Annotated in this window: 19 protein-coding genes and 1 tRNA gene; 4 read left to right on the top strand and 16 right to left on the bottom strand. The window is 68.8% G+C overall.

Going from position 1 to position 24,857, the window contains the following annotated elements:
- The 13 genes from VNO22_13305 to VNO22_13365 all read right to left on the bottom strand — a co-directional run.
- Positions 1 to 1,466: glycosyltransferase family 39 protein (locus VNO22_13305; protein ID HXG62349.1), on the bottom strand; the 1,466-nt coding region annotated here is incomplete at its 3' end.
- Between the two features lie 51 nt (positions 1,467 to 1,517).
- Positions 1,518 to 2,690: a PAS domain-containing sensor histidine kinase gene (locus tag VNO22_13310; GenBank protein HXG62350.1), complete on the bottom strand. Its 1,173-nt coding sequence runs from the start codon at positions 2,688 to 2,690 to the stop codon at positions 1,518 to 1,520.
- Between the two features lie 24 nt (positions 2,691 to 2,714).
- Complete coding sequence (locus VNO22_13315; GenBank protein ID HXG62351.1) at positions 2,715 to 3,131, bottom strand: response regulator; 417 nt, start codon at positions 3,129 to 3,131, stop codon at positions 2,715 to 2,717.
- A 182-nt stretch (positions 3,132 to 3,313) separates the two neighbouring features.
- Positions 3,314 to 6,184 (bottom strand): PVC-type heme-binding CxxCH protein, encoded by a 2,871-nt coding sequence (locus VNO22_13320; protein ID HXG62352.1) that lies wholly within the window; start codon positions 6,182 to 6,184, stop codon positions 3,314 to 3,316.
- Between the two features lie 58 nt (positions 6,185 to 6,242).
- Positions 6,243 to 7,988, bottom strand: a complete 1,746-nt coding sequence (locus tag VNO22_13325; GenBank protein HXG62353.1) for an ATP-binding protein — start codon at positions 7,986 to 7,988, stop codon at positions 6,243 to 6,245.
- 7 nt (positions 7,989 to 7,995) lie between these two features.
- Positions 7,996 to 8,679, bottom strand: a complete 684-nt coding sequence (locus tag VNO22_13330; GenBank protein HXG62354.1) for a response regulator transcription factor — start codon at positions 8,677 to 8,679, stop codon at positions 7,996 to 7,998.
- Positions 8,680 to 8,683: 4 nt separating this feature from the next.
- A complete protein-coding gene (phoU, locus tag VNO22_13335; protein HXG62355.1) occupies positions 8,684 to 9,370 on the bottom strand; it encodes a phosphate signaling complex protein PhoU in 687 nt (228 codons plus the stop codon).
- On the bottom strand, positions 9,367 to 10,011 hold the full coding sequence (locus VNO22_13340; protein HXG62356.1) for a CBS domain-containing protein: 645 nt from the start codon (positions 10,009 to 10,011) through the stop codon (positions 9,367 to 9,369). Before VNO22_13340 ends, phoU begins: the two co-directional genes overlap by 4 nt.
- Positions 10,012 to 10,108: 97 nt before the next feature.
- Positions 10,109 to 10,933, bottom strand: a complete 825-nt coding sequence (pstB, locus tag VNO22_13345; GenBank protein HXG62357.1) for a phosphate ABC transporter ATP-binding protein PstB — start codon at positions 10,931 to 10,933, stop codon at positions 10,109 to 10,111.
- Positions 10,934 to 10,949: 16 nt separating this feature from the next.
- Positions 10,950 to 12,536, bottom strand: coding sequence for a phosphate ABC transporter permease PstA (gene pstA / locus VNO22_13350; GenBank protein HXG62358.1), 1,587 nt, complete (start codon positions 12,534 to 12,536; stop codon positions 10,950 to 10,952).
- Positions 12,533 to 14,794 (bottom strand): ABC transporter permease subunit, encoded by a 2,262-nt coding sequence (locus VNO22_13355; GenBank protein HXG62359.1) that lies wholly within the window; start codon positions 14,792 to 14,794, stop codon positions 12,533 to 12,535. The genes pstA and VNO22_13355 overlap by 4 nt, the downstream gene beginning before the upstream one ends.
- 7 nt (positions 14,795 to 14,801) lie before the next feature.
- Entirely contained in the window at positions 14,802 to 15,746 is a 945-nt protein-coding gene (locus VNO22_13360) for a phosphate ABC transporter substrate-binding protein (protein ID HXG62360.1), read from the bottom strand.
- Positions 15,747 to 15,843: 97 nt separating this feature from the next.
- The gene (locus VNO22_13365; GenBank protein ID HXG62361.1) at positions 15,844 to 17,298 is read right to left on the bottom strand and encodes a porin; all 1,455 of its coding nucleotides are present in this window, start codon (positions 17,296 to 17,298) and stop codon (positions 15,844 to 15,846) included.
- A 205-nt stretch (positions 17,299 to 17,503) separates the two neighbouring features.
- Here VNO22_13365 and VNO22_13370 point away from each other — a divergent pair, with 205 nt between their 5' ends.
- Genes VNO22_13370 through VNO22_13385 form a run of 4 tightly spaced genes read left to right on the top strand, consistent with a single transcriptional unit; the run spans position 17,504 to position 21,186 of the window.
- Positions 17,504 to 18,274 carry an ABC transporter permease gene (locus tag VNO22_13370; protein ID HXG62362.1) on the top strand — a complete coding sequence of 257 codons (771 nt, stop codon included), beginning with the start codon at positions 17,504 to 17,506 and terminating at the stop codon, positions 18,272 to 18,274.
- Positions 18,271 to 19,041 carry an ABC transporter ATP-binding protein gene (locus VNO22_13375; GenBank protein HXG62363.1) on the top strand — a complete coding sequence of 257 codons (771 nt, stop codon included), beginning with the start codon at positions 18,271 to 18,273 and terminating at the stop codon, positions 19,039 to 19,041. The genes VNO22_13370 and VNO22_13375 overlap by 4 nt, the downstream gene beginning before the upstream one ends.
- A complete protein-coding gene (locus VNO22_13380) occupies positions 19,031 to 20,347 on the top strand; it encodes a glycosyltransferase family 1 protein (protein HXG62364.1) in 1,317 nt (438 codons plus the stop codon). Before VNO22_13375 ends, VNO22_13380 begins: the two co-directional genes overlap by 11 nt.
- Positions 20,344 to 21,186 carry a class I SAM-dependent methyltransferase gene (locus tag VNO22_13385; protein ID HXG62365.1) on the top strand — a complete coding sequence of 281 codons (843 nt, stop codon included), beginning with the start codon at positions 20,344 to 20,346 and terminating at the stop codon, positions 21,184 to 21,186. Before VNO22_13380 ends, VNO22_13385 begins: the two co-directional genes overlap by 4 nt.
- Before the next feature lie 154 nt (positions 21,187 to 21,340).
- Here the strand turns inward: VNO22_13385 and VNO22_13390 are convergent.
- The 3 genes from VNO22_13390 to VNO22_13400 all read right to left on the bottom strand — a co-directional run bounded on the left by VNO22_13390 (position 21,341) and on the right by VNO22_13400 (position 24,797).
- A tRNA-Arg gene (locus tag VNO22_13390) sits at positions 21,341 to 21,417 on the bottom strand.
- 82 nt (positions 21,418 to 21,499) lie between these two features.
- Positions 21,500 to 23,524, bottom strand: coding sequence for an excinuclease ABC subunit UvrB (gene uvrB / locus VNO22_13395; protein ID HXG62366.1), 2,025 nt, complete (start codon positions 23,522 to 23,524; stop codon positions 21,500 to 21,502).
- 73 nt (positions 23,525 to 23,597) lie between these two features.
- A complete protein-coding gene (locus VNO22_13400; GenBank protein HXG62367.1) occupies positions 23,598 to 24,797 on the bottom strand; it encodes a GGDEF domain-containing protein in 1,200 nt (399 codons plus the stop codon).
- Positions 24,798 to 24,857: the final 60 nt, after the last annotated feature.

Here is a 24,857-nt window from a genome sequence, read left to right on the forward strand (position 1 = left end):
GCCCGCCGCGGGAAGCCGGGATCCCCGGACAGGCGCCGGATCCAGCCGAAGCGCGCGCCCGCCGCCGCGTCCGAGGCCGTCACGAACCACGAAAAGCCGTGCCCCGGACGTCCCAAACGCTCCATGAGCACGGCATCGTCCACTCCTTCCTCGGGGGCGTTGACGTACTGGAGCAGGAGCATCCGGAGATCGTCCCGGTAGGTGACCACGAAGCGGTCGGCGTAAAACGAACGCAGATGAACGTCATGGGCGAGCCGCGCGAGGATCCGATCCCCCGGCTCCGTGTTCCGCACGAGCGCCTCGGCGAACCCCCGGTCCACCTCGTAATACCCCCGGAACGTGTGCCGCTGGCGCAGGACCAGAAACGCCTGCGCCGCAAACGCCAGAACCGCCGCTCCCGCCAGAAGTTCGCCTCGCCGAACCGACGCCAGCTCCCGCAGCCCCACGGCTCCCAGAAGCGCCGCGGCGGGAGCCCACGGAAGCGTCAGATACCGATGCCACCAGCACATGTTCCGGAAGAGAAGCTCATCCGCCCCCCACGCCAGCATCGAAAGAATCGCCGCCCCGCGCCAATCCCCGCGCGGCCGCAGGCGCGCGGCCCCCAGCGCCGCCAGAGCCAGAAGCGGCAGCGTGAAGTTGACCGCCAGCTCCCGGCCCTCCGAGGCGAGGTACGCCGCCGCGCCCACCGGGGCGCGCCCGGCGTGACCGGCCCCGGAGGCGAAAAACGACCGCAGCGGCAACGTTTCCGCCGGGTCCAGGGCATAAAGGTAGATGACGAACGCGCCGGCCGCCGCGGCGGCCGAGGCGGGGGCCACCCACGCCGCCCACCGTCCTTCCCGGGACGTCGCCGCATGGAGCACCGCCACGGCCCCGGCCGCGTAGAACGCCGGCCAATCCAGCCAGCACGCCGCAAAGACCGCCCCCGCCAGCGCCCACCGTCTTCCCCGCCCGGGAGCCTCCCGCCACCGGAAATAGGCCCAATAAATGAGAAGAGCTCCGAGGAGGCCGAAGATCTGATGGACGGTCGTCGGACCGTAGTAGGCGAACACGGGAACGAAGGCCAGAAGCGCCGTCGCCGCGACATCCCACGGCGGATCGAGCAGCCGCCGGGCGACCGCCCGGAAAAGCGCCAGCGCGGCCAGCGTCGCCAGGATCACCGGGACGCGGATCGACGCTTCCTCCCCGCCGAGGATCTTGTAGAAGACCGAAACGACGAGCGAGACGACGGGCGGGCGATGCGCATAAATCTGGCGCGTCACGGACGGGTAGTTCTCCAGCGTCGGCCCCGCCAGGTTCAACGGCGCGAATCCGGAGAGGACATACCCGAACCGATCGTAGTTGCGGGCGTAGAGCCCATACTGGGCCAGCGCCTCTTCGGCCTCGGCCTCGAAGGGGGCGTTCAGGCGCAGGGAGTACAGAACGGCCGCCGAGACGAAAAGAATCGGAATCCGAAGGCGGCGCACCATCACGGAGTCGAAGCGGAGTATACCACAGGGGGCCGACCGCCCGGGCGCGGCCTACCGTGCGGCCTTCGAGTTTCCCCCGATCGCCGTTCCCGTTTCCGGATCGAAGGCGGGCAACTCGACCCAGAAGCGGCTTCCCTTTCCCGGCTCGCTCTCCACCCCCACGGCGCCTCCCATCCGCTCGGCGGCCCGCTTCGCGATCGCCAGGCCCAGACCCGTGCCCGGATGTTCGTCCTGGCGGTGCAGGCGCTCCAACGGTTCGAAAATCCTCGCGTGATGTTCCGGAGCGATCCCGATGCCGTTGTCCTCCACCCAGATCCGAACCCGGGCGCCCCGTCGCTCGGCGCGCACGACGATCCGGGGCTTCACGCCGGGGGGGACGTACGTGGCGGCGTTGACCGCGAAATTGCAAAGGACGCGCGCCAGGCCCGTGCGGTTTCCCAGCACCGGGGGCAGATCCCCTTCCACCGCGACCGCGGCCCCGCGCTGCGCCAGCGCCGGACCCAGATCCCGCAGGACCTCCGCGACGACGTCGGCCAGGTCCATCTTCCCGCGCGGAAGGTCCGCCGCCCGGAGCCGGCTGTACGCCAGAAGGTCCCGGACGAGCGCTTCCATGCGCGCGGCGGCCGCCTCCAGGCGGCCCATTTCCTCCCGCTCCTCGGGAGCCAGACGCGCCGCCGCCTGCTCCTTAAGCGTTTCCAGATACATCCGGATCGCCCGGAGCGGCACCCCGAGGTCGTGCGCCGCCAGTGAAGCGAACGCGTCGATTTCCCGGTTGGCTTCCTCGAGATCGCGCACACGCGCGAGGAGCCGAGCCTGCGCGGCCTCCTCCGCCGCCCGGGCTTCGGTGCGATCCAGAAGGAAATGCGCGTATCCCTGGAGGGACCCCTCGGGGTCCCGCAACGCCGTCAGGCGCGCGTCCGCCCAGAAACGGGAGCCGTCCTTACGGACCCGCCACCCCTCGTCCGCGGCGGTGCCGCGCCCGCGCGCATCCTCCAGAAGACGCGCCGGCCGGCCCGCGGCGCGATCCTCCGGGGAGAAGAAGATATCCCATGATCGTCCGAGAATCTCCCTTCCCGTGTACCCCAGAAGTTTCTCGGCTCCTGGATTCCATCCCTCGACGCCCCCCTCCCGGTCCAGGGCGAAAAACGCGCAATCCCACGTCCCGTCCGCCGCCCGGTGCAGACGTTCTTCGGCGGCGCGGCGATTCTCTGTTTCTTTGCTCATCTCGCCCCCCGGACCGCCCGGACGTCACGAGGCCGGCCGGTCCGTCACGCCCCACCGTTCGCACAAGAAACGCACCACCTTCACGAGCTCGGCGAAACTGACCGGCTTCACGATGTACTGATCCACTCCCAGCTGGTGCACGCGGGACAGGTCCGACTGTTCCGGGGATGAGCTGAAAACCGTGACCGCAAGGTCCTTGAGTTCGGGGTGCCCCCGAATCCATTGAAGAACCTCCAGGCCCGAGCGGCGCGGCATCTTGAGATCGAGAAGGACATAGTCGGGCGGGGGCCGCTCCTGGGAAAGGACGCGCACCGCCTCGTCTCCATCGCGCGCAACCTTGAGTTCGATGTCCGGGCAAACCTTCGACAGAGCCCTCTTCATGAAGAGAACGTCGTCCTCTTCGTCCTCGACGTAGAGGATTCGGATGGACGAAGACCCCATAGTTCGGCTCCGTAAGACCGACGAAGGTAAAGGTCCCCCGGCCCCGCGGCGGAGTGCCCGTCCTGCCGGGGGCGCGTCGCGGTCCCGGCGGAAAGCTTTCCCTTCCGCCCCAAGAGCCCCGCGCACAATCCTCGATGAAAGATCCCTGAAGAGCCTCCGGCGTCACGCCGGCCATCGACCCGCTATTTTCCCCCTCCCCGGCGCAGGAACTCCAGAAGATCCGCGAAGTCCTGAGGAGTGACGTTGGCCTCGATTCCCTCGGGCATCAGGGAAGCGGGCCAGGCCCGGATCGTCAGGATGTCCGCGCGCAAAACCGTGCTCTGTTCTCCCCCGGCGCGCAGGAGCGTCACGCCCGCCGGCGTCTCCGACGCCAGGATCCCCGAAAACTCGTCCTTCGCGGTCTTGACCACGTAGGTCTGGTAGGCCGGGTCGACCGCCCGGTTCGGATCCAGAATGTCGACGAGCAGCGCGCGCTTGTCCCGCCCCGCCACGACGGTCAGGTCCGGCCCCACGCGGAAGCCCTGCCCGTGCCAGCGGTGGCACGAGGCGCAGTTCTGAACGTAGACGCGCTCGCCGCGCACCGGGTCCCCCTGAAGCGCCATCACCTTCTCGGTCAGCTCCCGCACCACCTCCTGCCGGTCGGCGTCCACGGCGGATTCGAGCGCCTTGCGCGCCCGCTCCCGGACGGCGGCGGACGCGTGCTTGAGGAGCCGCTCGCGGTGATGCGGCTCCAGCTCCGCGGGCCGCACGTCCCCGCGCTCCAGGCGCTCCAGCAGGCGTTCCAGGCGTTCCGGAGAGGCGAACATGGCGTTGAGGATCTCCCGCCGAACCCGCCCCACCCGGCCGGACCATCCGTCCAGAAGCCGCGCGCCGACCGGATCGCCCGGCCAGGCCGAAAGCGCCCTCACGGCCGCCACTTGAACCTCCTGGGGCTCCTGCGGGCGCACGAGGGTCTCCAGGCGCGCGGCCGCCTCCGGCGTCGGCCGCAGCGCCGCCACAAGCTCGATCGCTTCCACCCGCTCGCGCGGCTCCCGCGCGCCGTCCAGCGCCGCCTCCAGGGCCCGCGCGGACCAGCCGTCCACCCGCTCCGCCACGCCGGCCTTCTCGACGAGCGCCCGAGCCTTCGCCCCCGACCGGGCCAGGAGACTCAGCCCCGCCATTCGCCAGGGGGCGGGCGCCGGCGTCTCGCCCCCAACGACCTCCCGCAGCCACCGCGCCGCTTCCGTTTCGTCCTTCCCCGCCGCCACCAGATCCGCCAGACCGCGCACGAGCTCCACCGCTCCCGGAGCGGACGCCTCCAGCCGATCGAGCGCTTCCGCTCGAAGGCACGCCAGCACCTCCGGCGCCGCCGCGCCCGTCGAGCAAAGGACCGCCGCGCGGATCCAGCGATCCCCCAGGTCCCGCGCCGCCAGACGCGCCAGCGCCGCGGGCCGCCTCGCGTCCGCCTCCAGGCGACCCAACGTCAGCGCCAGCTGGAAGCGGACCCGGATGGACGGGTCGCCGACCCGCGCAAAGACGCGGTCGCGCAGCGCCTCCGAGCCGGCCAGGAACGGCTCCGCCATCCGCAACGCGTGTTCGCGCACTCCCGATTCGGGATCTTCGAGCGCCTCCGCCGCCGCCTCCGGCCCCAGCGTCCCCAGAGCGGCCAGTGTCCAGAGCGCATGGACGCGCGCCGGAGGGAAGGCGGATCCGCGGGCGATCTTCCGCAGCGGCTCCACGGCGGCCGCGTCGCGGCGCTCGACGAGGAGCCTTTGAGCCGTCGTCCGCCACCAGCCGTCCGGATGTTCGAGAAGCGCCGCAAGCTCTTCCGGCGTCGCCCGGCCGAGGCGCGGCCGCGCCGCCGGCCGGGAAGATTCGTGCACGATCCGATAGATCCGCCCCCGGTCCTCGCCGGCGCGCAGGTCGATCCTCCGCTGGATCTCCAGCGGGATCCACTGAGGGTGCTCGACGACGGCGCGGTACATGTCCACGACGTAGAGCGCCCCGTCCGGCCCACCGCAGAGGTTCACGGGACGGAACCAGTTGTCGGTCGACGCCAGGAATTCCGAATTCGGCTCGCCGCGGCGGGCGACGAAGGTGACTCCCTCCGGCGCCAGGATGTCCCGGTGAACGAGATTGTGCACCGGCTCGCAGGAAAAGGCGTTGCCGCGGAACTCCGGCGGGAACGCCGTCCCGCGATAGATCGTCACCGAGCAGGCGGAGGTGAAGTGACCGGCCGTGTGGGGATCGTTGAAGCGGGGCTGCAGGCGGCTGGCCGGATAAACGCGCTGACCGTGATCCGACGGAGCGGATTCCACGGACGAGAGGGAAAAGCGCGAAGCGGCCGCCAGGTACGCCATCGGAAACACGGGATGGCGGATGTGGTTGGGATTGTTGTTGATGAAACGGTTGCCCCAGTCGTCGAACGTATTGGCGAACTGGGATTGCCCGGACACCGCCTCGAGGCCCGAGAAATCCGGCCGGAAACGAAAGTCCGCGCCGCGGATCGAAAGCGGCTTTTCATCCCTCGCGCCGGGCCGGAAGATCCGGCCGCCGCTGTCGCCGTTGGCCCCGTAGATCCAGGCGTCGATCCCGAACTGAAGGCCGTTGACGCGGTGCTGCGGGTTCCCTTCCCCGAAGCCGGTGAAGACGACTTCTCTCCGTTCGGCCTTCCCGTCGCCGTCTTCGTCCTTGAAGAAAAGAAGGTCCGGCGCGGCCGTCACGAGAGCCCCGCCCCGCCAGGGCAGGACCCCGGTCGGAAAAGGGATTCCGGAGGCCAGGACGGAGGACCGGTCCGCGCGGCCGTCGCCGTCCGTGTCCTCGAGCAGGCGCAACCGGCCCGACGGCGGGCCGAGCGGATAGTCCGCCATCTCCACGACCCACGCGCGGCCGTCCTCGTCGAAAGCCATCGCCACGGGATCCCGCACGTCCGGCTCGGCGGCGAAAAGCTCGATCCGAAATCCCGCCGGAAGCCGGAACGTCTTGAGGGCTTCCGCGGGCGAAAGCGGCCCGGGGGGACGATCCTCCTGGGACGCGCCGAGCGCAAGTCCCGCGGCGAAGACAAGCCATTTCATCGGGGGCCCCTCCTGTTGTCTTTGATACGCCGCCGGACGTGCGGGAGGAGCGGAAGCGTCAGGCCCCCGGTGCGGCCGCCGCGGCGGGACGGCGCGGCAGGACGAGCGTGAAACAGCTTCCTTCCCCCGGCCGGCTCCGGACTTCGACGCGTCCCCCGTGAAGCTGGACCACGTGCTTGACGATGGCCAGGCCGAGCCCCGTCCCTCCGAGTTCCCGGGACCGGGACTTGTCCACCCGATAGAACCGCTCGAAGATGCGCGGGAGCTCGGCCTCGGGGATGCCGATCCCGTTGTCCTCGACGGCGATCCGCACCGTCCCCGGCTCCGCCCGCGCGGCGAGGCGGATCCGTCCCCCCTCGGGCGTGTATTTGATCGCGTTGTCCACGAGATTCGACACCGCCCGCTCGAGGAGGTCGGAGTCGGCCACGAATTCGCCGATGTTCTCCGCCACGTCCAGGTCCAGGCTCTGCCCTTTCCGGCGCGCCGGCGGCTCGAACGCCTGATGGATGCGCCGCAGGGCGGACTCGAGGTCCACGGGCCGCGGTCGGAGAATCGACCCGCCCGTTTCCAGCTTCGAAAGATCGAGAAGATCCGCCGTCAAGGCCTCGAGCCGGCGGACGTTGGATTCGATCGCGGCCAGAAACTCCGGCGCCGCGGCCGGATCCTGCCAGGCCCCTTCGCGGAGCGTCTCCACGTAACCCCGCACGATCGACAGCGGCGTGCGCAGTTCGTGCGAAACGTTGGCGACGAACTCCCGCCGCAGGCGCTCATAGCGCCGCTCCTCGGTCACGTCCCGAACCACCAGGGCCGCTCCCCGGCCGGCCACGGGACACGCCGAGACGTCCAGCGTTCGGGCGCCGAACTCGAGAGTCGCGCGGGACGGTCCCTTCCCCCCAAGCGCCCTCCGCACCGTCTCCTCCAGCGCCGGGTGGCGGACCGCTTCCCACACGCGCAGCCCTACGGCTTCGGAGCCTGCGCCCAGAAGCGTCGCCGCCGCGGAGTTGAGATGCTGAATGTCCCCCTCGGGACCGACGGCGATCACCCCCTCCTGCATGCTGAGAAGCACCGCCTCAAGCGTGGACCGTTCCTGCCTCAGGCGTTCGAGGCGCCGCTCCAGCTCCTCCCCCATCCGGCGCAAAGCTTCGCCCACAAGATCGATCTCGTCCCGGCCGACCAGCGGCGCCACGGTCTCGACGTCGCGCCCGTAAATGGCCCGGGCGACGTCGCGGATCTGGCGGATCGGCCGGGTCAGGCGCCGGGCCAGGACCCAGGCGATTCCCGCCGCGACGGCCAGCGTGCCGGCGAAAGCGGCGGCGATGCCCCCGTAGAGCGCCCCGACTTGCTCTTCCACGCGGCCCAAAGGGAGAGCCGCGCGCAGGACCGTTCCCCCGCGATCCCGTTCGTCCAAAGGAACCGCCACGTAGAGGAGATCGATTCCGAGGGTGGCGCTGGGCCGGATCGCCCGTCCCCGGCCGCGCCGGCGGGCTTCCTGCACTTCGGGACGGTCCCGGTGCGGGTCCATTCCTTCCGGGGGAGCATGGCTGTCCGCCAGCACCTTCCCGTCCGGTCCGATCACGGTGAAGCGCGTTTCGCCCGACCCGGCCGCTTCCGCCAGGGCCGCCTGGAGCGCGCGGGGCTCGGGGTACGCCCGAACGAGCGCCTTCAGAAGGGCGATCTCCGAGGCCAGCCGATGTTCCGCTTCCTCGACGAGCCTCGGCCGCGTCCGGCCGGCGACGAGAGCGGTCAACACCGCGGGCGCCACGAGCGCCGCCGCCAGAAGCGCCAGAAACACGCGGCGGAACACGGGAGCCTCAGTCCTCGCGCAGCCGGTAGCCCACGCCGCGCACCGTTTCGATCATGTCCCCCAGCTTTCCGAGCTTCCGCCGCAGCGCCGCCACGTGGACGTCCACGGTGCGGTCCACCACCTCGGCGTCCTCTCCGCGCGCGGCCCCGATCAGGTCCTCGCGGGATTTCACCCGCCCCGGCCGCTCGGCCAGGGCCCGCAGAAGGTTGAACTCCGTGGTCGTCAGAGCCACGGCCTTGCCGGCCGCCGTCACCTGGCGCCTGCCCGAGTCGATCACGAGCCGGCCGACCCGGAGGATCTCGGCCGGTTCGGATCCCCCTTCCGCCCGTCTCAGGAGCGCCTTGACGCGCGCCAGAAGCTCCCTCATCCCGAAGGGCTTGGCGAGGTAGTCGTCCGCTCCGAGCTCGAGTCCCAGAACGCGGTCCGACTCTTCCGCCTTGGCCGTCAGCATGAGGATCGGCCGGGGCGCGGTGGCCGGCTCCTGCCGGAGGCGCTTGCAGACTTCCAGACCGTCGAGACCCGGCATCATGACGTCGAGGATCACGAGGTCGGGGGCGTGCCGCCGGGCGGCCGCCAGCCCCGATTCACCGTCGCGGGCCGTCAGAACGGCGTACCCCGCGCGCGTCAGGTTGTAGTCGAGCAGCCTGAGCATCTCCGGCTCGTCGTCGATGACGAGGACCGTCCGTGGCATGGACCTATTCCCCCTCCCCGGACCGCTGCTCCTGTTCGTGGTGGTGACGCACGTCCTTTCCTTCGGCGGCGTAAATCGCCTCCTCGGCGATGTTGGTGGCGTGATCCGCCACGCGTTCGAGGTTCCGCGACACGAGGATAAGGTCGAGCGCCCGCGGGATCGTCCCCGGATCGGCCATCATGTAGGTCAGAAGCTCGCGGAAGACCTGGTCCTTGAGGGCGTCCACGGCGTCGTCGTCGCGAAGCACCTTGCGCGCGAGCGCCGCGTCTGAACGCACGAAGGCGTCCAGGCTCTCCCGGAGCATCGCCCGGGCCCGGTCGGCCATGAGCGGAATGTCGATGAGCGGTTTCAGCGGAGGATATTTTAGGAGGTGGGCGGTGTTCTGACAAATGTTGACGGCCTGGTCGGCGATCCGTTCCAGCTCGCCGGCGATCTTCGAGGACATGACCACCAGCCTCAGGTCCGCCGCCACCGGATGCTGGAGCGCCAGGATCCCGATCGCCCGTTCGTCGATCTCCAGATGCAGCGCGTTGACCTCCTCCTCCCGGCGGTAGACCTCCGCGTGCCGATCGCCGGCGCGCTCGAGGAGACTCCGGACGGCCTCGTCGACCATCGCCTCCGCCAGGGTCCCCATCCGGACGAGACGGCCCTTGAGCTCCGCGAGGGCCTCCTCGAAATGGCGATGGATCATCCGGACAATCCTCCTGCGACGGCGGGCCCTCGGGACGTCCCTTTCCCGGCGTCGCCCTCCCCCAGGTCGGGCTCTTCCGTCCCGGCGGAGGCACGACGCCCCCGGACGCGGGCCACGGCTTCCCATCCGCCGCCGGGAGCCGGATAGGCGGCCAGGCTCCTGAGCGCGATGCCCGCCGTCCGCGCCCGAAGCGTCTCCAGCAGATCGGATCCTTCCGGAATCGTCAACACGACCCTCCCGCCGGGCTCGCACAATCCCATGATTCGGGTGAACGCCGCGAAGATATCCGATTCCGTGATCATTCCGACGACCCGATCGCCCTGCACCACCGGCAGCCCGGCGATGTCGTTCTCCAGCATGATCCGGGCCGCGCGCTCCAGGGGATCCTCGGGGGCCACCGTCCGCACCCTGGGGGTCATGATATCGCCCAGCGTCACCCGCGTCCGGCGGACGGAATTCTCGGAAACTCCCAACACTCTCTGAAGATCGTCGCGGGTCACGATCCCCGCCAGCATCCCGCCCTCTCCGAGCACGGGAATCCGGCGGATCCGACGCACCAGCATCAGCTCGAGGGCGTCCACGGCCGGCGTTTCGGCCGGAAGCGTCACCGCCGGGCTCGTCATCCAGTGTCTCACGAACATCAAAGTCCTCCTTTCTTCGTTCCGCCCCCAGTACACCTTCGTTTCGTAAAGACGGAGCGAAGACGGCATCAAGGTTTCGTCAAGCCGGCCCCCGGAACTATCCGAACCGGCCGCTGATGAACGCCTCGGTCCGCGGATCCCGCGGCGTGGTAAACACCTGGCGCGTTTCGCCGTGCTCGACGAGCTCGCCGAGCAGCATGAAGGCGGTGTGGTCCGACACCCGCGCCGCCTGCTGGATGTTGTGCGTGACGATGACCACGGTGTAGCGTTCCTTGAGCTCCAGAAGCAGTTCCTCGATCCGGGCCGTCGCCACGGGGTCCAGGGCCGAACACGGTTCGTCCATGAGAAGCACTTCCGGCTCCACCGCCAGCGCCCGCGCGATGCAGAGCCGCTGCTGCTGGCCGCCCGAAAGCCCCAGGGCCGACGCCTGCAGCCGGTCCTTCACCTCGTCCCACAGCGCCGCCTGCCGCAGGCTCCGTTCCACGACGGCCTCCAGATCGGCCCGGCGGCTCACTCCCCGGAGTCGGGGACCGTACGCGACGTTCTCGAAGATCGACTTCGGGAAAGGGTTGGACTTCTGGAACACCATCCCGACGCGACGCCGGAGCTCCGTCACGTCCATGTCCGCCGCGTAAATGTCCTCCCCCGCCAGACGGATCGTCCCTTCCCGCGACGTCCCCTCGATGAGGTCGTTCATCCGGTTGAGACACCGAAGAAGCGTGCTCTTGCCGCATCCCGAAGGACCGATCAGCGCCGCGATCCGGTGCCGAAAGAACGTGATCGTCACGTCCCGCACGGCCGCCTTGCCGTCGTAGCGGAACGTCAGCCGCTCCACTTCGACGAGCGGCGTGCCCGATCCCGCCCGCGGACCGGGCCCGGCGGAAGCGCGCTCCGGAACCTTCATGCGGGGCACCAGGACCATACCTTCCTCCGTATCTTCACAGGGACGCCGACGACAGCCGGCGCCGGAGCTTCTGGCGCACCAGGACGGCCGTGAGATTGAGGATCACGACCACCAGGAGCAAAAGAAGCGCCGTGGCGAACACCATCGGCCGCGCGGCCTCCACGTTCGGCGACTGGAAACCGACGTCGTAGATGTGAAACCCGAGGTGCATGAACTTGCGCTCCAGGTGCAGGTACGGGGGCGTTCCGTCCACGGGCAGCGAAGGCGCGAGCTTGACCACCCCGGTGATCATGAGAGGAGCCACCTCGCCCGCCGCGCGCGCCATCGCGAGGATGAGGCCCGTGAGGATCGAAGGCAGAAGCGACGGGAGCACCACCCTCCAGGTGGTTTCGAACTTCGTGGCCCCCAGCGCCAGGGACGCTTCTCGGAGACCCCTCGGAATCGCGGCCAATCCTTCCTCCGTGGCCACGATCACGACCGGCACCGTCAGGAGCGCCAGCGTCAGCGACGCCCACAGCAGCCCCCCCGTGCCGAAGGTCGGCGCCGGAAGCGCTTCCGGGTAGAAGAGACGGTCGATCGTCCCCCCGACCGTGTAGATGAAGAAGCCCACGCCGAAAACCCCGAAAACGATCGAAGGCACCCCCGCCAGATTGTTCACGGCGATCCGCACCGCGCTGACGAGCACTCCCTGGCGCGCATACTCGCGCAGGTAAAGCGCCGCCAGGACCCCCAAGGGACTTACAAAGAGACTCATGAGGAGAACCATGAGCACCGTGCCGAAGAGGGCCGGAAAGATGCCTCCCTCGGTGTTGGCCTCTCGAGGCTCCTCCGACAGAAACTCCCACACGCGCCCCATATAAAAAGCGACTTTTCGGAACACCCCCATCGAGTTCGGACGATACGCCTCCACGACCGCCGACAGCGGCACCTCCCGCTCCCCCGCCCCTTCGACGTCCAGCCGCACGGCCCCGCCGAGACGTCCCCGAAGTTCCCGCAGCCGGCCGGCGATCTCCTCGAAACGCTTCCTCGCCTCGGCCTGCCGGGCGCGCAAGGATTCGACCGCGGACCCCTCCCGAACGCCGTCGAGCTCCAGACGCCGAAGGCTCAAGCGGAGGCGCTCCTCCTCACGGTTGATCGCGCCGACCTCGTCCCGCTCCAGACGCCGGATCTCGCGCGAAATCCTTTCCGTCCGCGCGAGTTCCTCGTGGAGCGTCGTCCACAGGAGTTCGGGTTTTTCCACGCGGCGGCCGTCGGAAGCGGTCAGCCCGCGGAGATAGCCGTACATCGGCCCCCATTCGCAGCGCTCCAGGACCACGGCGTCCCGCGGCGTGTCGCGCCGCGCTATGGCCGACTCGTCGATCCAGCGGAAATCGTTCCCGTAAACGTCGCGGTTGCCCTGCCGCAGCTGCAAGCGCCGTCCCGAAGGTCCCGTCTCGGTCGCCGTGATCGCTCCGAGGACCCGCGACCCGTCCCGAAGCTCGATCCGCACGAGCGCCCGGGGCCAGAAGAATCCGAGACCGTGAACCATGAGCAGCGCCACAAGCCCGAGGACCAGAAGCAGGCACACCGCCAGCGCCCCGCCGGTCAGCCAGATCAGACCCTCGCCTCCGCCGCGCCTCACAGGCTCTGATACCTCCTCCGGAGGCGGAGCCGGACGAGTTCCGCCACGGTGTTGGCCGCGAACGTCATCGCGAAAAGAAGAAGCGCCGCCAGGAAGAGCACCCGGTAGAGGGTGCTCCCGTGAGGCGCCTCCGGCAGCTCCACCGCGATGTTCGCCGAAAGCGCCCGGAAGCCGTTGAAGGGCGACGGGCTCAGAATCGGCGTGTTCCCGGTCGCCATGAGCACGATCATGGTTTCGCCGACCGCGCGGCCGAAGCCGACCATGACCGCCGAAAAGATTCCGGGGCTCGCCGTGGGAAGCACCACGCGGATCGCCGTCTGCCAGCGTGTGGCCCCGAGCGCCAGCGAGCCCGCCGTGAGGTGCCCCGGCACGCCCGAAAGCGAATCCTCCGCGATGGTGAAAATCACGGGGATGACCGCGAACCCCATGGCGATCCCGACCACGATCGAGTTGCGCTGATCGAAGGAAAGTCCCAAAACTTCGCGCAACCAGTTCCGGTAGTCCCCGCCGGCCGCCGCGCGTTCGAGCCAGGCCCCCAGGGGAAGCGACACGGCCAGACCGATTCCGACCAGGGCGGACACAAGAACGATTTCTCTTCCGGGTCGGATCCATTTCCGAGCGCCCGCTGGCAGGCGCCGCCAGACGGCCGCTCCCGCCAGCAGGAGCCCCGCGCTCAGGGGCCCCGCCAGAAGAAGCCCGGGCAGCCACCGCTCCACCCGTGGCGCCAGCCACAGTCCCGCCAGAAAACCCAAGACCACGCTCGGAAGCGCCGCCATGATCTCCACGACCGGCTTGACGACCGACCGGAGACTCGGATGCATGAACTGGGAGACGTAGAGGGCGGCCAGGAGCGCCAGCGGCGCGGCGAAGAGAAGGGCATAAAAGGTCCCCTTGAGCGTCCCGTAGACGAGAGGCACCAGACTCAGCTTCGGCTCGAAGTCGTCCGTGCCCCCGGTGGACTGCCAGACGAACTCGGGTCGTTCGTACCCCTCATACCAGACGCGGCCGAAAAGCGTCCCGAGCGTGACTTCGGGATGGGGATTCGAAAGATCCCAGGAGCGGACCCGCCCTCCGGGATCGACCGCGAAGATCCCATCCCCCTTCGGAGCCAGACACGCCACGGCGCCCGGACCCGCATGGATCTCCGCGACCGTCCGGCCCGTCGTGCCGTGGTGGAGGCGAATCTCCCCTTGAACGTCCCACGTGAGGAATCCCTTGTCGCGCGAGGAAGCTTGGAATCCGGCCATCGCGGCCCCGTGCGGAGCGAAATCCCGGTACTTCCGGAGGATCCATGCATCCCCTTCTCCGCGCACCAGTCCCCAGCCCGAGAGGCGCCCTCGAACGTCGCCCACGATCAACGTCCGGTCCCCCAGAAGAAATCCGAGAACGGATACGCCCGCGCCGTCGGGAGTCACCGCTTGGGTCCCCACGACCTGAGGGGCCCGCGCGCCCCTCAGGTCCACCCGCACGAGAGTCCCTTCGGTTGTTCCCGCAAAGAGATCCTCGCCCCGTCCGTCCACGGCCAGCGCCACGACCCGCCCCGTGCCCGGCAGATCGACCTCGTGGCGCGCCTCCTCGACGCGTCCCGGCCCCACCAGCGCCCGTTTCTGGCGCCGCCGCACGATCGCGAGCCTGCGAGGCGCCACCGCCGCGGCCGCGACCAGTCCGTCCTCCGTCCCGGAGTGCGTCGCCGCAAGGAGGGGAGCATCCGCCTCGGCGATTCGAACGGGCGGCGACGTTCGGACTTCGGGACGCACGGAACGGCCTTGTTCCCCGTACGTGGTCCGAAAAACGATTTCCACCGGCAGGAGGCTTCCGTCCGAAAAGGTCAGCGCCAGGGAGCCCCGCCGGCGATCCGACACCGGGCCGACCGAGGTCCCCGCCGGCGCTGAAAGGGAGGGTTCCGCAAGCAGCGCTCCCGACCGATCGAAGAATCGGAGTCCTCCGATCGTCGCCACGTACAGGACTTCGCGATATTCATCGACTCCGACGATAAGAGGAGGGCCCTTCGGGGCGAGGGCGAAGCCGCCGCGCTCGGCGATGCGCGCGGGACGGAAAAGGGGGGCCACTTCGGCCACAAGGACGACGAGGATGGCCAGGATCGATCCGATGACGGCGACCCCTCCGAGGGTGACGACGCCTCGAGCCAGCCGGTCGGCGACGCGCCGCCGGCCGGCCCGAGGGAATCTCCAAAGGGGCGGGCGGACCCGGGGTGCGGGTCCGCCGGCCTGAGTACGGGGTGGTGGGTCCGGAAGCATCGTCTCTCTACTCGATCTTCGATCGCTCCTCCCGAGCCAGGTCGGCGGTCAGCGGAAAGTACCCGTCCTTCAGGACGACTTCCTGCCCGGGCCGCGAGAAGACGAGCTTGAGGAACTCCCGCGTCAAGGGATCCAGCGGTCGGGAGGGAGGCCGGTTCACCACCACCAGGAGAAAGCGCGCCAGGGGATACTCCCCGGAGTACGCGTTCTCCGCCGTGGCCGCAATGGGAGCGCCTCCCGGCCGATCTACCAGCGGCACGGCCCGCACGCCGGAGGTGACGTAACCGATCCCGCTGTAGCCGATCGCGGTTGGGTCCGTCGCCACGCCCAGAACCACGGAGGCGGACCCGGGCTGCTCCTTGACCTCATCCTTGAAGTCGCCGTTCTTGAGCACGTGCTCCTTGAAGAACCCGTACGTGCCGGACGCGGAGTTGCGGCCGTAGAGACTGATCGGCCGGCCCGCCCATTCGCCGGTGAGTCCGAGGTCCCCCCACGTGCGCACGGGACGGCCCCCGCGACGGCGCGACTTGGAGAAGATCGCGTCGGCCTGCTCCAGCGTAAGGTACGGAAGCGGGTTATCCTTGTTCACGAAAACCGCCAGCGCGTCCACCGCCGTCCGAAGGACGAGGGGCTTGTATCCGAACTTGCTTTCGAAGAGGTCGATCTCGGTGTCCTTGGGCGGCCGGGACATGGGGCCGAGCTGCGCCGTCCCGGCCACGAGCGCCGGGATCGCCGTGCTGGAGCCCTTTCCTTCCACCTGAATGTTGACATTGGGGTAGAACCTGCGGAACTGCTCGGCCCAGAGGGTCATGAGGTTGTTCATCGTGTCCGAGCCGACGCTCGAAAGGTTGCCGCTCACGCCGGAAACCGCCTCGTAGGGCGGGAGCGCCCCGTCGAGTTTCACCTGCTGCGCAAGCCCTGTCGCGGCCGCCCCCAGGACCAGCGCCGCCATCCACAACCGCTTCATACGCGTTCTCCTTATGCTTCGCCCGTATCAGAACCGATCCGTGTAAAGATTCCGTAAAGACCCGATCAAGCCGCCGTGAAGCTCAGAAGTCGATCTGCCAGCGCAGATAGAAGATGTCCTGGCTGTCCTCCAGCGCATCGCCGGAACCGACCGGAAGGTCCTCGTCGAACATGAGACGCTCCCAGTTGAGGCGAAGAACCACGTTCGGCGTCCACCACCAGTTCAGCCCCAACGTGGCTTCCCGGACCTCGGAGTTGGCCGCGGCGGAGATAAGGCCGGCGTCCTGGAGATCTCCGGCGTCCACGGCCGCGAACCGCAGCGCCAGCTCGAACGCGCCCCACGTTCCTTCGAGCGGATTCAGGTTCGCCCGGGGTTTGATCCGGTTCTCGACGGCCTTGTCCTCGCCGGTCAGAAGCCAGGTGCCCTGCACGTACCACGCCCGGATCTCGAAGTCGCCCGCCGGAGCGTAGGACTCCTGAAGTTCCTGATGGAGCGTCCCGTACTCCGCGCGGAGGCTGAACGGCCCGGACGCCCAGGAGAAGTTCAGCGCCAGCCGTCTCCGCAGGCCGTCGAGCTGCGGGAGCGTCGCCGGAATCAGCGTGACGCCGCTGTAGTCTCCGGAGGTCATGGCCCCCAGGGCCACCGGACCGTCCACGTCGCCCACGGTGGCGTCCACGCCCAGGCGCAGGTTCTTCACGAGGGCCGGGCCGTTCTTGAGCGGGCTCACGAAGATCCGGCCGGCCAGATCTTTTTCGTCGTTGTTGTCGGCGAGATTCTTGGGTTTGCCGACGCCGGTGCCGTTAAAAGCCCCGAGGTTCCACTGCAAAAGCCCGTCGGCGACCGCTCCGGAGAGCATGACGCCGACATCCCGTGAAGGGACGACGAGCCCTGCGTTGTAGACGCTTCGCTCGGCGAAGTCGATGAAGCGGCTCGAGGTCGTCTCTTCCTGGCTGAACGGCTCCTTGAACTGACCGAACTGAACGGTGAAGAACTCCTTCAGGCCGCCGTATCCGACATAGACGTCGTTCAGATTGAGCATGGCGGCCGTCGCCGTCGAGCTTCCCGTGACGGAAACGGGCACCGGGGCCAGGGGTCCCGCGCCGTCCGGGTCGACCGTACCCGTGCTCGTGATCGAGACCGACGGGGATCCCGTCTTGGCCGTGGTTTCCAGCCGGTAGAAGAAATCCCGGAAGAACGTTCCGTCGAGCTGGATGCGGGCGTCGTCTACGAGGAAGTTGTCCGCCCCGCCTCCCCCGCCGTCGTCCCGATCGAAGACGTGGCGGGCGACGATGTAGATGCGGCCGCCGATTTTGGCCGTGAAGTTCCCGTCCGGCGTCGCGAAGGACAGCATCCGGGCCGGATCCCACGCAGGCTGCTGCTGGGCGACCTGTTTTTCCAGCTTGCCGACCCGCTCCGGCAGGCTTTCCAGCTCCTTCTGCTTCTCCTGAGCGGCCGCCCGGCGCAGGCGTTCCATCTCTTCGTCCTGCGGGGACACCGCCGTTCCCAGAGCGATCGCCACGATCCACAACGTTTCCATGTCCTGCCTCCTTTCGGCTTGTCGGCCCGAAAGGTAGGGCGGGACCGTGAAGGGCGCACAAAGCTTCCGCTAAGGCTCGACAAAGGCTCGGAGGGTCGGGCGGCGTTCAAAATGGGAACGGATTTCCTTGTGCGGGCCCGAGCGGGAACGTTAGGATACCCCGTCCCCGACCCGGGCGCGATCGCCGGCTCCGGGACCTTCCCGGATGAACTCCGAGCGCTTCCGGCACCGACTGGATCTCATCGCGGTCTTCACTCAGAAGGAGATCAAGACCCGATACCGCGGCACCGTGCTGGGCTACCTGTGGTCGCTCGCGCACCCGCTCGCCTTCGTCGCCGTCTTCTTTCTGGCCTTCAAAACGGTGATGAAAGTGCCGGTGGAAGACTATGCCCTGTTCCTGGCGGCCGGCCTTTTTCCCTGGCAGTGGTTCTCCAACTCGCTGATCTCCGCTTCCACGGTGTTCGTGGGAAACGCGGCGCTCCTGCGGAAGGCGGCCTTCCCGCGAAATCTGCTGCCGCTGGCGGTCGTGCTGCAGAACATGGCCCACTTCCTGCTTTCCCTGCCGGCGATCGTTCTGCTTCTGGGGCTGCATGGACGCGCGCCGTCGGCGGCCTGGCTCTATGGAGTCCCGCTGGCCGCCGCGGCTCAATTCCTCGTCACGTACGGGCTGGCGCTGGCCGTATCGTCGGCCAACGTCTACCTCCGCGACCTGGAGCGGCTGACCGGCCTGGCGGTCTGGGTCCTCCTCTATCTGACCCCGGTCCTGTACCGCGAATCGATGATTCCGGACCGCTACCGCTGGATCGTGCATGCCAACCCCATGGCCCCGGTGACGATCGTCTGGCGGAACGTGCTTCTGGAAGGCGGCGTCCCGTGGGCTCCCCTCCTCCTCGGCCTGGCGCACGGGACGGCCTTGGCCGCCGTCGGCCACGCGGTCTACCGAAGGCTTTCCTGGCGGATCGCGGAGCTCGTATGACGGAACCGGCGATCGCCCTGCGGGGCGTCTCGAAAACCTTCCCTCGGACCCGGCTCCTGGCCGGCGGCCTGAAGGCGTTCCTTCTCCGCCGCCCCGCGACCAATGAAGGCCCGGCCGAGGTCCTGAGGGACGTCTCGCTCGAGGCGGCCCCGGGCGAGGTCGTGGGCCTTGTGGGACGTAACGGCTCCGGAAAGAGCACCCTGCTCCGGCTCATCGCGGGGATCCTGCGGCCTACCCGCGGGGAGATCCGCATCCGCGGGAGAATCTGCCCCTTTCTCGAGCCCACGGCGGGCTTCCATCCGGAGCTGACGGGCCGGGAAAACGTCCTCCTGGCGGCGGTCGTCCTCGGATTCACCCGCCGCGAGGCGCTCCGGAGAATCGATGACGTCGTCGCCTTCTCCGAGCTGGGCGACCGCATCGACCAGCCGATCCGCACTTACTCCAGCGGAATGCTCGCGCGGATCGGGTTCTCGGTGGTCGCGGCGGCCGACCCCGAGATCCTGCTCGTGGACGAGCTTTCCGTCGGAGACGCCGGATTCCGCGAAAAGTGCCTCGCCAAGATGAGGGAGTTCAAGAGCCGCGGCGTCACCATGGCGTACGTGTCCCACGCCGAAGACGACGTGCGCCGGCTCTGCGACCGCGTCGTCTGGCTGGATCGAGGCGCGGTCCGGCGAGTCGGGCCGCCCGACGCGATCCTTCCGGAGTATCTCGACGCCGTCAGACCGGCCCCGTCCCGGCGCGCGCAGGAGCGTCCCCATGTCGTCTGAGGCGGCTCCGGCGCGCCTGTTCATCGACTGCTCTCAGACCTACTTTCACGGAGGCCGGACGGGCATCCAGAGAGTCGTCCGGAACATCGCCCGCCACGGCGCGTCGAGGGCGAAGGCGCTCGGCTTGGAGTGCCACGCCATCGTCTGGACTCCGGGCGGCTTCCGCCAAGTCCGGGGGCCGGATCCCCATCCGTTCGTGATGCTCTACCAACGCTACGTGCGCGCGGTGAAGGCCGCCGTTCAGGTCGCGGCGGCTCTCCTCCACGCCTTCCTGCCCCGAAAGATCGTCGCGATCCTGAAAGCCCGTCTTCGAAAGCGGCCGTACCTTTCGATCCGTTGGGTCGGCCTCTTCCTGCGAAGGCGCCCCGTCCGCTTTCGCCCGGGCGACATTCTGCTGCTCGCGGACGCCCCTTGGAACCTCCCCGGCTTTTGGGACAGGGTGCGGGACGCGCGCGCCGGCGGCGCCCGGGTGGGGTGCGTCGTGTACGACCTCATTCCCCTCCTCTTTCCGCAATGGTGCACCTCGATCTTCGTTCAGGCCTTCCGGGAATGGAGCGCGCGCGCGTTCTCGACGGCGGACTTCTGCCTTTGCATTTCTGAAACGACCCGCCGCGATCTCGAGACCCATCTCCGTCGGGGCCCCGCCGGGAACGGCCTTCCCGCGCTGGGGACGTTCCGCCTGGGCGCCGGCCTCGACGCCACCCCCCGGACGCGGGTGCGACCGTCGTTGGAGTCCGCGTTCGCGTCCCTCCCGGCGCCGTTTCTTTCCGTGGGAACGCTGGAGCCCCGAAAGAACCAGTCCCTCCTTCTCGACGCGTTCGAGATCCTCTGGGGCCGCGGCTCGGAAGCGAAGCTCCTGATCGCCGGGGGACGCGGCTGGCGGTGCGGCGACCTTCTGAAACGGCTCGGGAACCATGCCGAGCGCGACCGCCGGCTGTTCGTCTTCCACGATCTGGACGACACGGAACTCTCGTATTGCTACCGGAACTCCCGCGCGCTGATCTTCGCTTCCCTTTACGAGGGGTTCGGCCTGCCGATCGTCGAGGCGCTCCGGCACGGCCTGCCCGTTCTGGCCAGCGACATCGCCGCTCATCGGGAAACGGGAGGCGACCGATGCGTGTATTTCGATCCGTCTTCCGCCGAAGACCTGGCGCGCCGCATCGACGACGTCGAAAAAGGGAGCGTCCCCGCGCCTCCGGCGAAATTCTCCTGGCCGAATTGGAAAGAATCGAGTCATGAACTGATCGCCGCGGTCCTCCGGCTGGCCGGACGGAACGGGCACGTCGAAAGGAGGCACGACCGATGAACGCTCACGAGGCACGTCCTGGAGACGCCCCCGATGCAAAGCCGTCCCTCTTCGGCGGCCTCGCCCGCCGGGTCGTGCGGAAAGTCCGCAACTCCGATTATGTGGACGCGCTGGCGCGGGACGTCCGGGCCCTGGCCTCGCGGCTCGACCGGATCGAGCGCGAGCGTCGCAACGGGTCCCCCTCCGGGGAAGCGCCCGCGGCGGATTCCGCGCTTCTCTCCATGCTGGCGTCCTTCATCGATCCCACGTTCCCCTGGCTCACGGAGTACACCCACGAGATCACGGAGGAGTTCGTCCTTGAAAATGCCCGACATCACGCCTTCTTCGTGGAACTGGTCGAGAAGTACGCACGCAGGGCCGCCGGGGAGCGAACGCCCCGCCTCCTCGACTTCGGGGCCGGAAGCGGCACCCTCTCGATCGTCTTCTCACAGCGCAACTACGACGTCGTCGCGATCGACAACGACCCGATCATGGTCGCCCGGGCCCGGCGGATCGCGCAGCGCCTGGGCGGCTACGCCCGCATCCTCTGCATGGACGGGCTGGATCTCCCCCTCATGAAGGAAGGTTCGTTCGATGTCGCCTTCTCTCAGGGAACTCTCGAGCACTTCGACAACGACACGATCCGAAAGTTCCTCCAGGCGCAGCTCCACGTGGCGCGTTTCGTGGTCTTCTCGGTCCCCTCCTTCTTCTGGCCCCACCATGATTTCGGCAATGAGCGGAAAATGACGCTCGAGGAATGGAGGACCATCCTGGACGACTGCGGGGTGCGCATCGACCATCTCTCGTATTATCAGCAGGACCACTGGCACGTGGCGGCGGCGGTCACGCGGAAAGAGTAGGCGACGGTCGTCCGGAATGGACCGGGTCCGATCGCCATTCGGGCAAAACCGAGGTTTGAATCCCCCGACCGCATCCCCCGACCCAAGGCGTGGAAGGGAGGCCGCCGCGCATCATCCCGCCGACCCTCGCGTCGAAAGCCGGGGACGGAATCTGTGGTATGCCCGGCAGGAGTTGAACCTGCAACCTTTGGCTCCGGAGGCCAACGCTCTATCCAGTTGAGCTACGGGCACGTGCCGGCGGGCGCGCGGGCCGCCCGCCGCCGGATGTGGAAGCGCTGATTAGACTACGGGAGCCGCTCCCGGGAGTCAAGATCTAGCCTCGCCGAACCCGGGCGCCGCGGCTCCGCCGGCGCGAACCGCCGCCCCCCGCGGCCTCCTGCCCCGAAAGACGCCGGATCGCGTCGCGCAGCTCCGCGGCGCGCTCGAAGTCGAGCCGCTCCGCCGCCGCGTACATCTCCTTCTCGAGCGCCGCGATCGCCTCCGCCCGGTCCAAGCCCGCCTCGTCCAGCCCCGCCGCCTCCGCCGCCGTCCGGCGCGCCCGCAGGACCTCCTCCACCCCCCGCCGGATCTCCTTCTGGATCGTCTGGGGCGTGATCCCGTGCCGGGCGTTGTAGTCGAGCTGAAGCCGGCGGCGCCGCTCCGTCTCGGCGATCGCGCGGCGCATGGAGTCCGTCACCTGGTCGGCGTAGAGAAGGACCCGCCCGTTCACGTTCCGCGCCGTGCGGCCCACCGTCTGGATGATCGAGGTCTCCGAACGCAGGAACCCCTCCTTGTCCGCGTCCAGAATCGCCACGAGCGTCACTTCCGGAAGGTCCAGCCCCTCCCGCAGAAGATTCACCCCCACGAGGACGTCGTACTTCCCCTCCCGGAGCTGGCGGAGAATCTCCACGCGCTCGAGGGTCTCGATCTCCGAGTGGAGATATTTTCCGCGGATCCCTTCCTCCTGGAGGAACGCCGAAAGCTCCTCCGCGAGACGCTTGGTCAGCGTGGTCACGAGCACCCGCTCGCGGCGCTCCGCGCGGATCCGGATCTCCTGGAGAAGATCGGGCACCTGCCCGCGCGCCGGCCGGACTTCGATTTCGGGGTCCACCAGGCCCGTCGGACGGATGATCTGCTCGACGACGTCGCCGCCGCAGGCTTTGAGCTCGTGGGCCGAGGGCGTCGCCGAAACGAAAAGGACCTGCGGGACCTTGGCTTCCCACTCCTCGAACCGGAGCGGCCGGTTGTCGAGCGCGCTCGGAAGCCGGAATCCGTAGTCCACCAGCGTCTGCTTGCGGGAGCGGTCGCCGTTGTACATGCCGTGAAGCTGCGGAAGCGTGGCGTGCGATTCGTCCACAATGCAGAGGAAGTCCCTCGGAAAGTAGTCCAGAAGCGTCGCCGGCGGCTCCCCCGGCCGGCGGCCCGAGAGATGCCGCGAGTAGTTCTCGATCCCCTTGCAGTACCCGACCTCGCGCAGAAGCTCCAGATCGTACTTCGTCCGCGCCTTCAGCCGCTGCGCTTCCAGGAGCTTGCCCTGCGCCTGAAGCTCCCGGAGGCGCTCCTCGAGCTCCAGCTCGATCGTGTAGAGCGCCCGGTTGATCTTTTCCTCCGGCATCACGAAGTGCTTGGCCGGATAGATCGTAAACGCCTCGTATTCGGCGAGCGTTCCGCCGCTCACCGCGTGAATCTCGGAAAGCCGGGCGACCGCGTCACCGTCGAACTCGACCCGCAGCGCCGTCTCGAGGTAGGAGGGCCGCACCTCCACGGTGTCGCCCCGGACGCGGAAACGCCCGCGTTCCAGCGCCCCGTCCGAGCGCTCGTACTGGACGTCCACTAGGCGCCGGGCCAGCGTGTGGCGGTCGAGGCGGTCCCCCTTGCGGAGGGGCACCGTCATCTCCCGGTAGTCCTCCGGCGAACCCAGGCCGTAGATGCAGGACACGCTGGCGACCACGACCACGTCCCGCCGGGAAAGGAGCGCGCTCGTGGCCGCCAGCCTCAGCCGGTCGATGTCCTCGTTGATGTCCGCGTCCTTCTCGATGTAGATGTCCCGCTGCGGGATGTAGGCCTCGGGCTGGTAATAGTCGTAGTAGCTGACGAAGTAGTGGACGGCGTTTTTCGGAAAGAAGTCGCGGAATTCCGCATAAAGCTGGGCGGCGAGGGTCTTGTTGTGCGTGATGACGAGGGTGGGCTTTTTCACCCGGGCGATGACGTGCGCCATCGTGAAGGTCTTCCCGGACCCCGTCACCCCCAGCAGCGTGGAAAAGCGCTCTCCCCGAAGGATCCGATCGGAAAGCTTTTCGATCGCCTGCGGCTGGTCCCCCTTCGGGACCATCTTCGAAACGATTTCGAAGTCCGGCATCCGGCCGATATTCTAGGAGGCGCACGGCCGGAAGGCAAAGAGACCTCTGAGGCGCCCCGACGATCGAACGGGCCTATTCCGCCCTCCTCGCAGGCGCCGCCGCGGCGCCCGCCGGGGCCGTCTCCACGCGGTTGCGCCCCGCCTCCTTGGCCCGATAGAGCGCCTGGTCGGCCCGCTCGACGAACGCCGCCGGGTCCGCCATCGACGGATCCCACTGCGCCACCCCGAAGCTCGCCGTCACCCGGATCCCGGCGATCTTGCGCGCCTCCACCGCCGCCCGCAGGCGCTCCGCCGCCCGCGCCGCCGCCGCCAGGTCCGCCTTGGGCAGAAGCACCGCCATCTCCTCCCCCCCGTACCGGAAGGCGCTCCCGCCCCGCACCTTCTTGCGCAGAATCTCCGCCACCCCCTGAAGCACCCGGTCGCCCGTCACGTGGCCGTGCGTGTCGTTCACCTTCTTGAAATGGTCCACGTCCACCATGATGAGCGAAAGCGGCTCGCCGTACCGGCGCGCGGCCTCTATCGCCTGCCGGGCCTCCAGCGCGAAATGGCGCTTCGTCCAGAGCCCCGTCAGACCGTCCTGAACCGCGCGCGTGTAAAGATCCGGCGTCTTGAGCGCCAGCCCCAGAAACTTCGAGAACTCCCCGAGATGCCGGGACAGGATCCGCGCCCGCTCCTCCCTCGCCGCCGCATCCGGCTCGGGCGGAGCCGTCACCCGCACCACCCCCACCACCTCGCGGTCCGCCTGAAGCGGAGCCAGCGCCCGAAGCCTCCCCTCCTCCGCCTCCAGCACCACCCGCCCCGCCTCCAGGCACCGCCGCACCCCCGGATCCTCCGGCGCCCCGGGATCGAACTCGGTTTTTCCGAACTGCCGGACCGCCCGGAGCGACAGGCGCCCTCCTTCGCCGCGCATCCAGAGCTCCACCGCTCCCCCCAGGGTATCGCAGGCGATCGCCAGAACCCGATCCAGCACCGCCCGGAAATCGACGTCCTCGTTGAGCACAAGACCGATCTCGCGCTCCGCCGAAAGCAGATCCACAAGCCCCTGAAGTTCCCGCAGCCGCGCCGCCCCCTCGCGCTCCCGCTCGGCCGCGGCCCGAGCCACCGCCGCGAATTCCGCCGGCCGCCGGAACACGAAAGCCGCCGCCGCCGCCAGCCCCACGGCGTACGCCGCCACCCCCAGAGCCACGGGACCCGCCCCCTTCTCCCAGAGATACGCCCCCGCCGCCGCCGGACCCGCCGCCAGCGCCAGGAAAAGCTCCCACCGCCGAGCCATCGATTATGTATTTCGGCCCGGCGGCCGCGGTTCATGCACCCTCCCCCGGACGGCCCTCCA

The organism is Planctomycetota bacterium (genome assembly GCA_035574235.1).
Taxonomy (GTDB): domain Bacteria; phylum Planctomycetota; class MHYJ01; order MHYJ01; family JACPRB01; genus DATLZA01.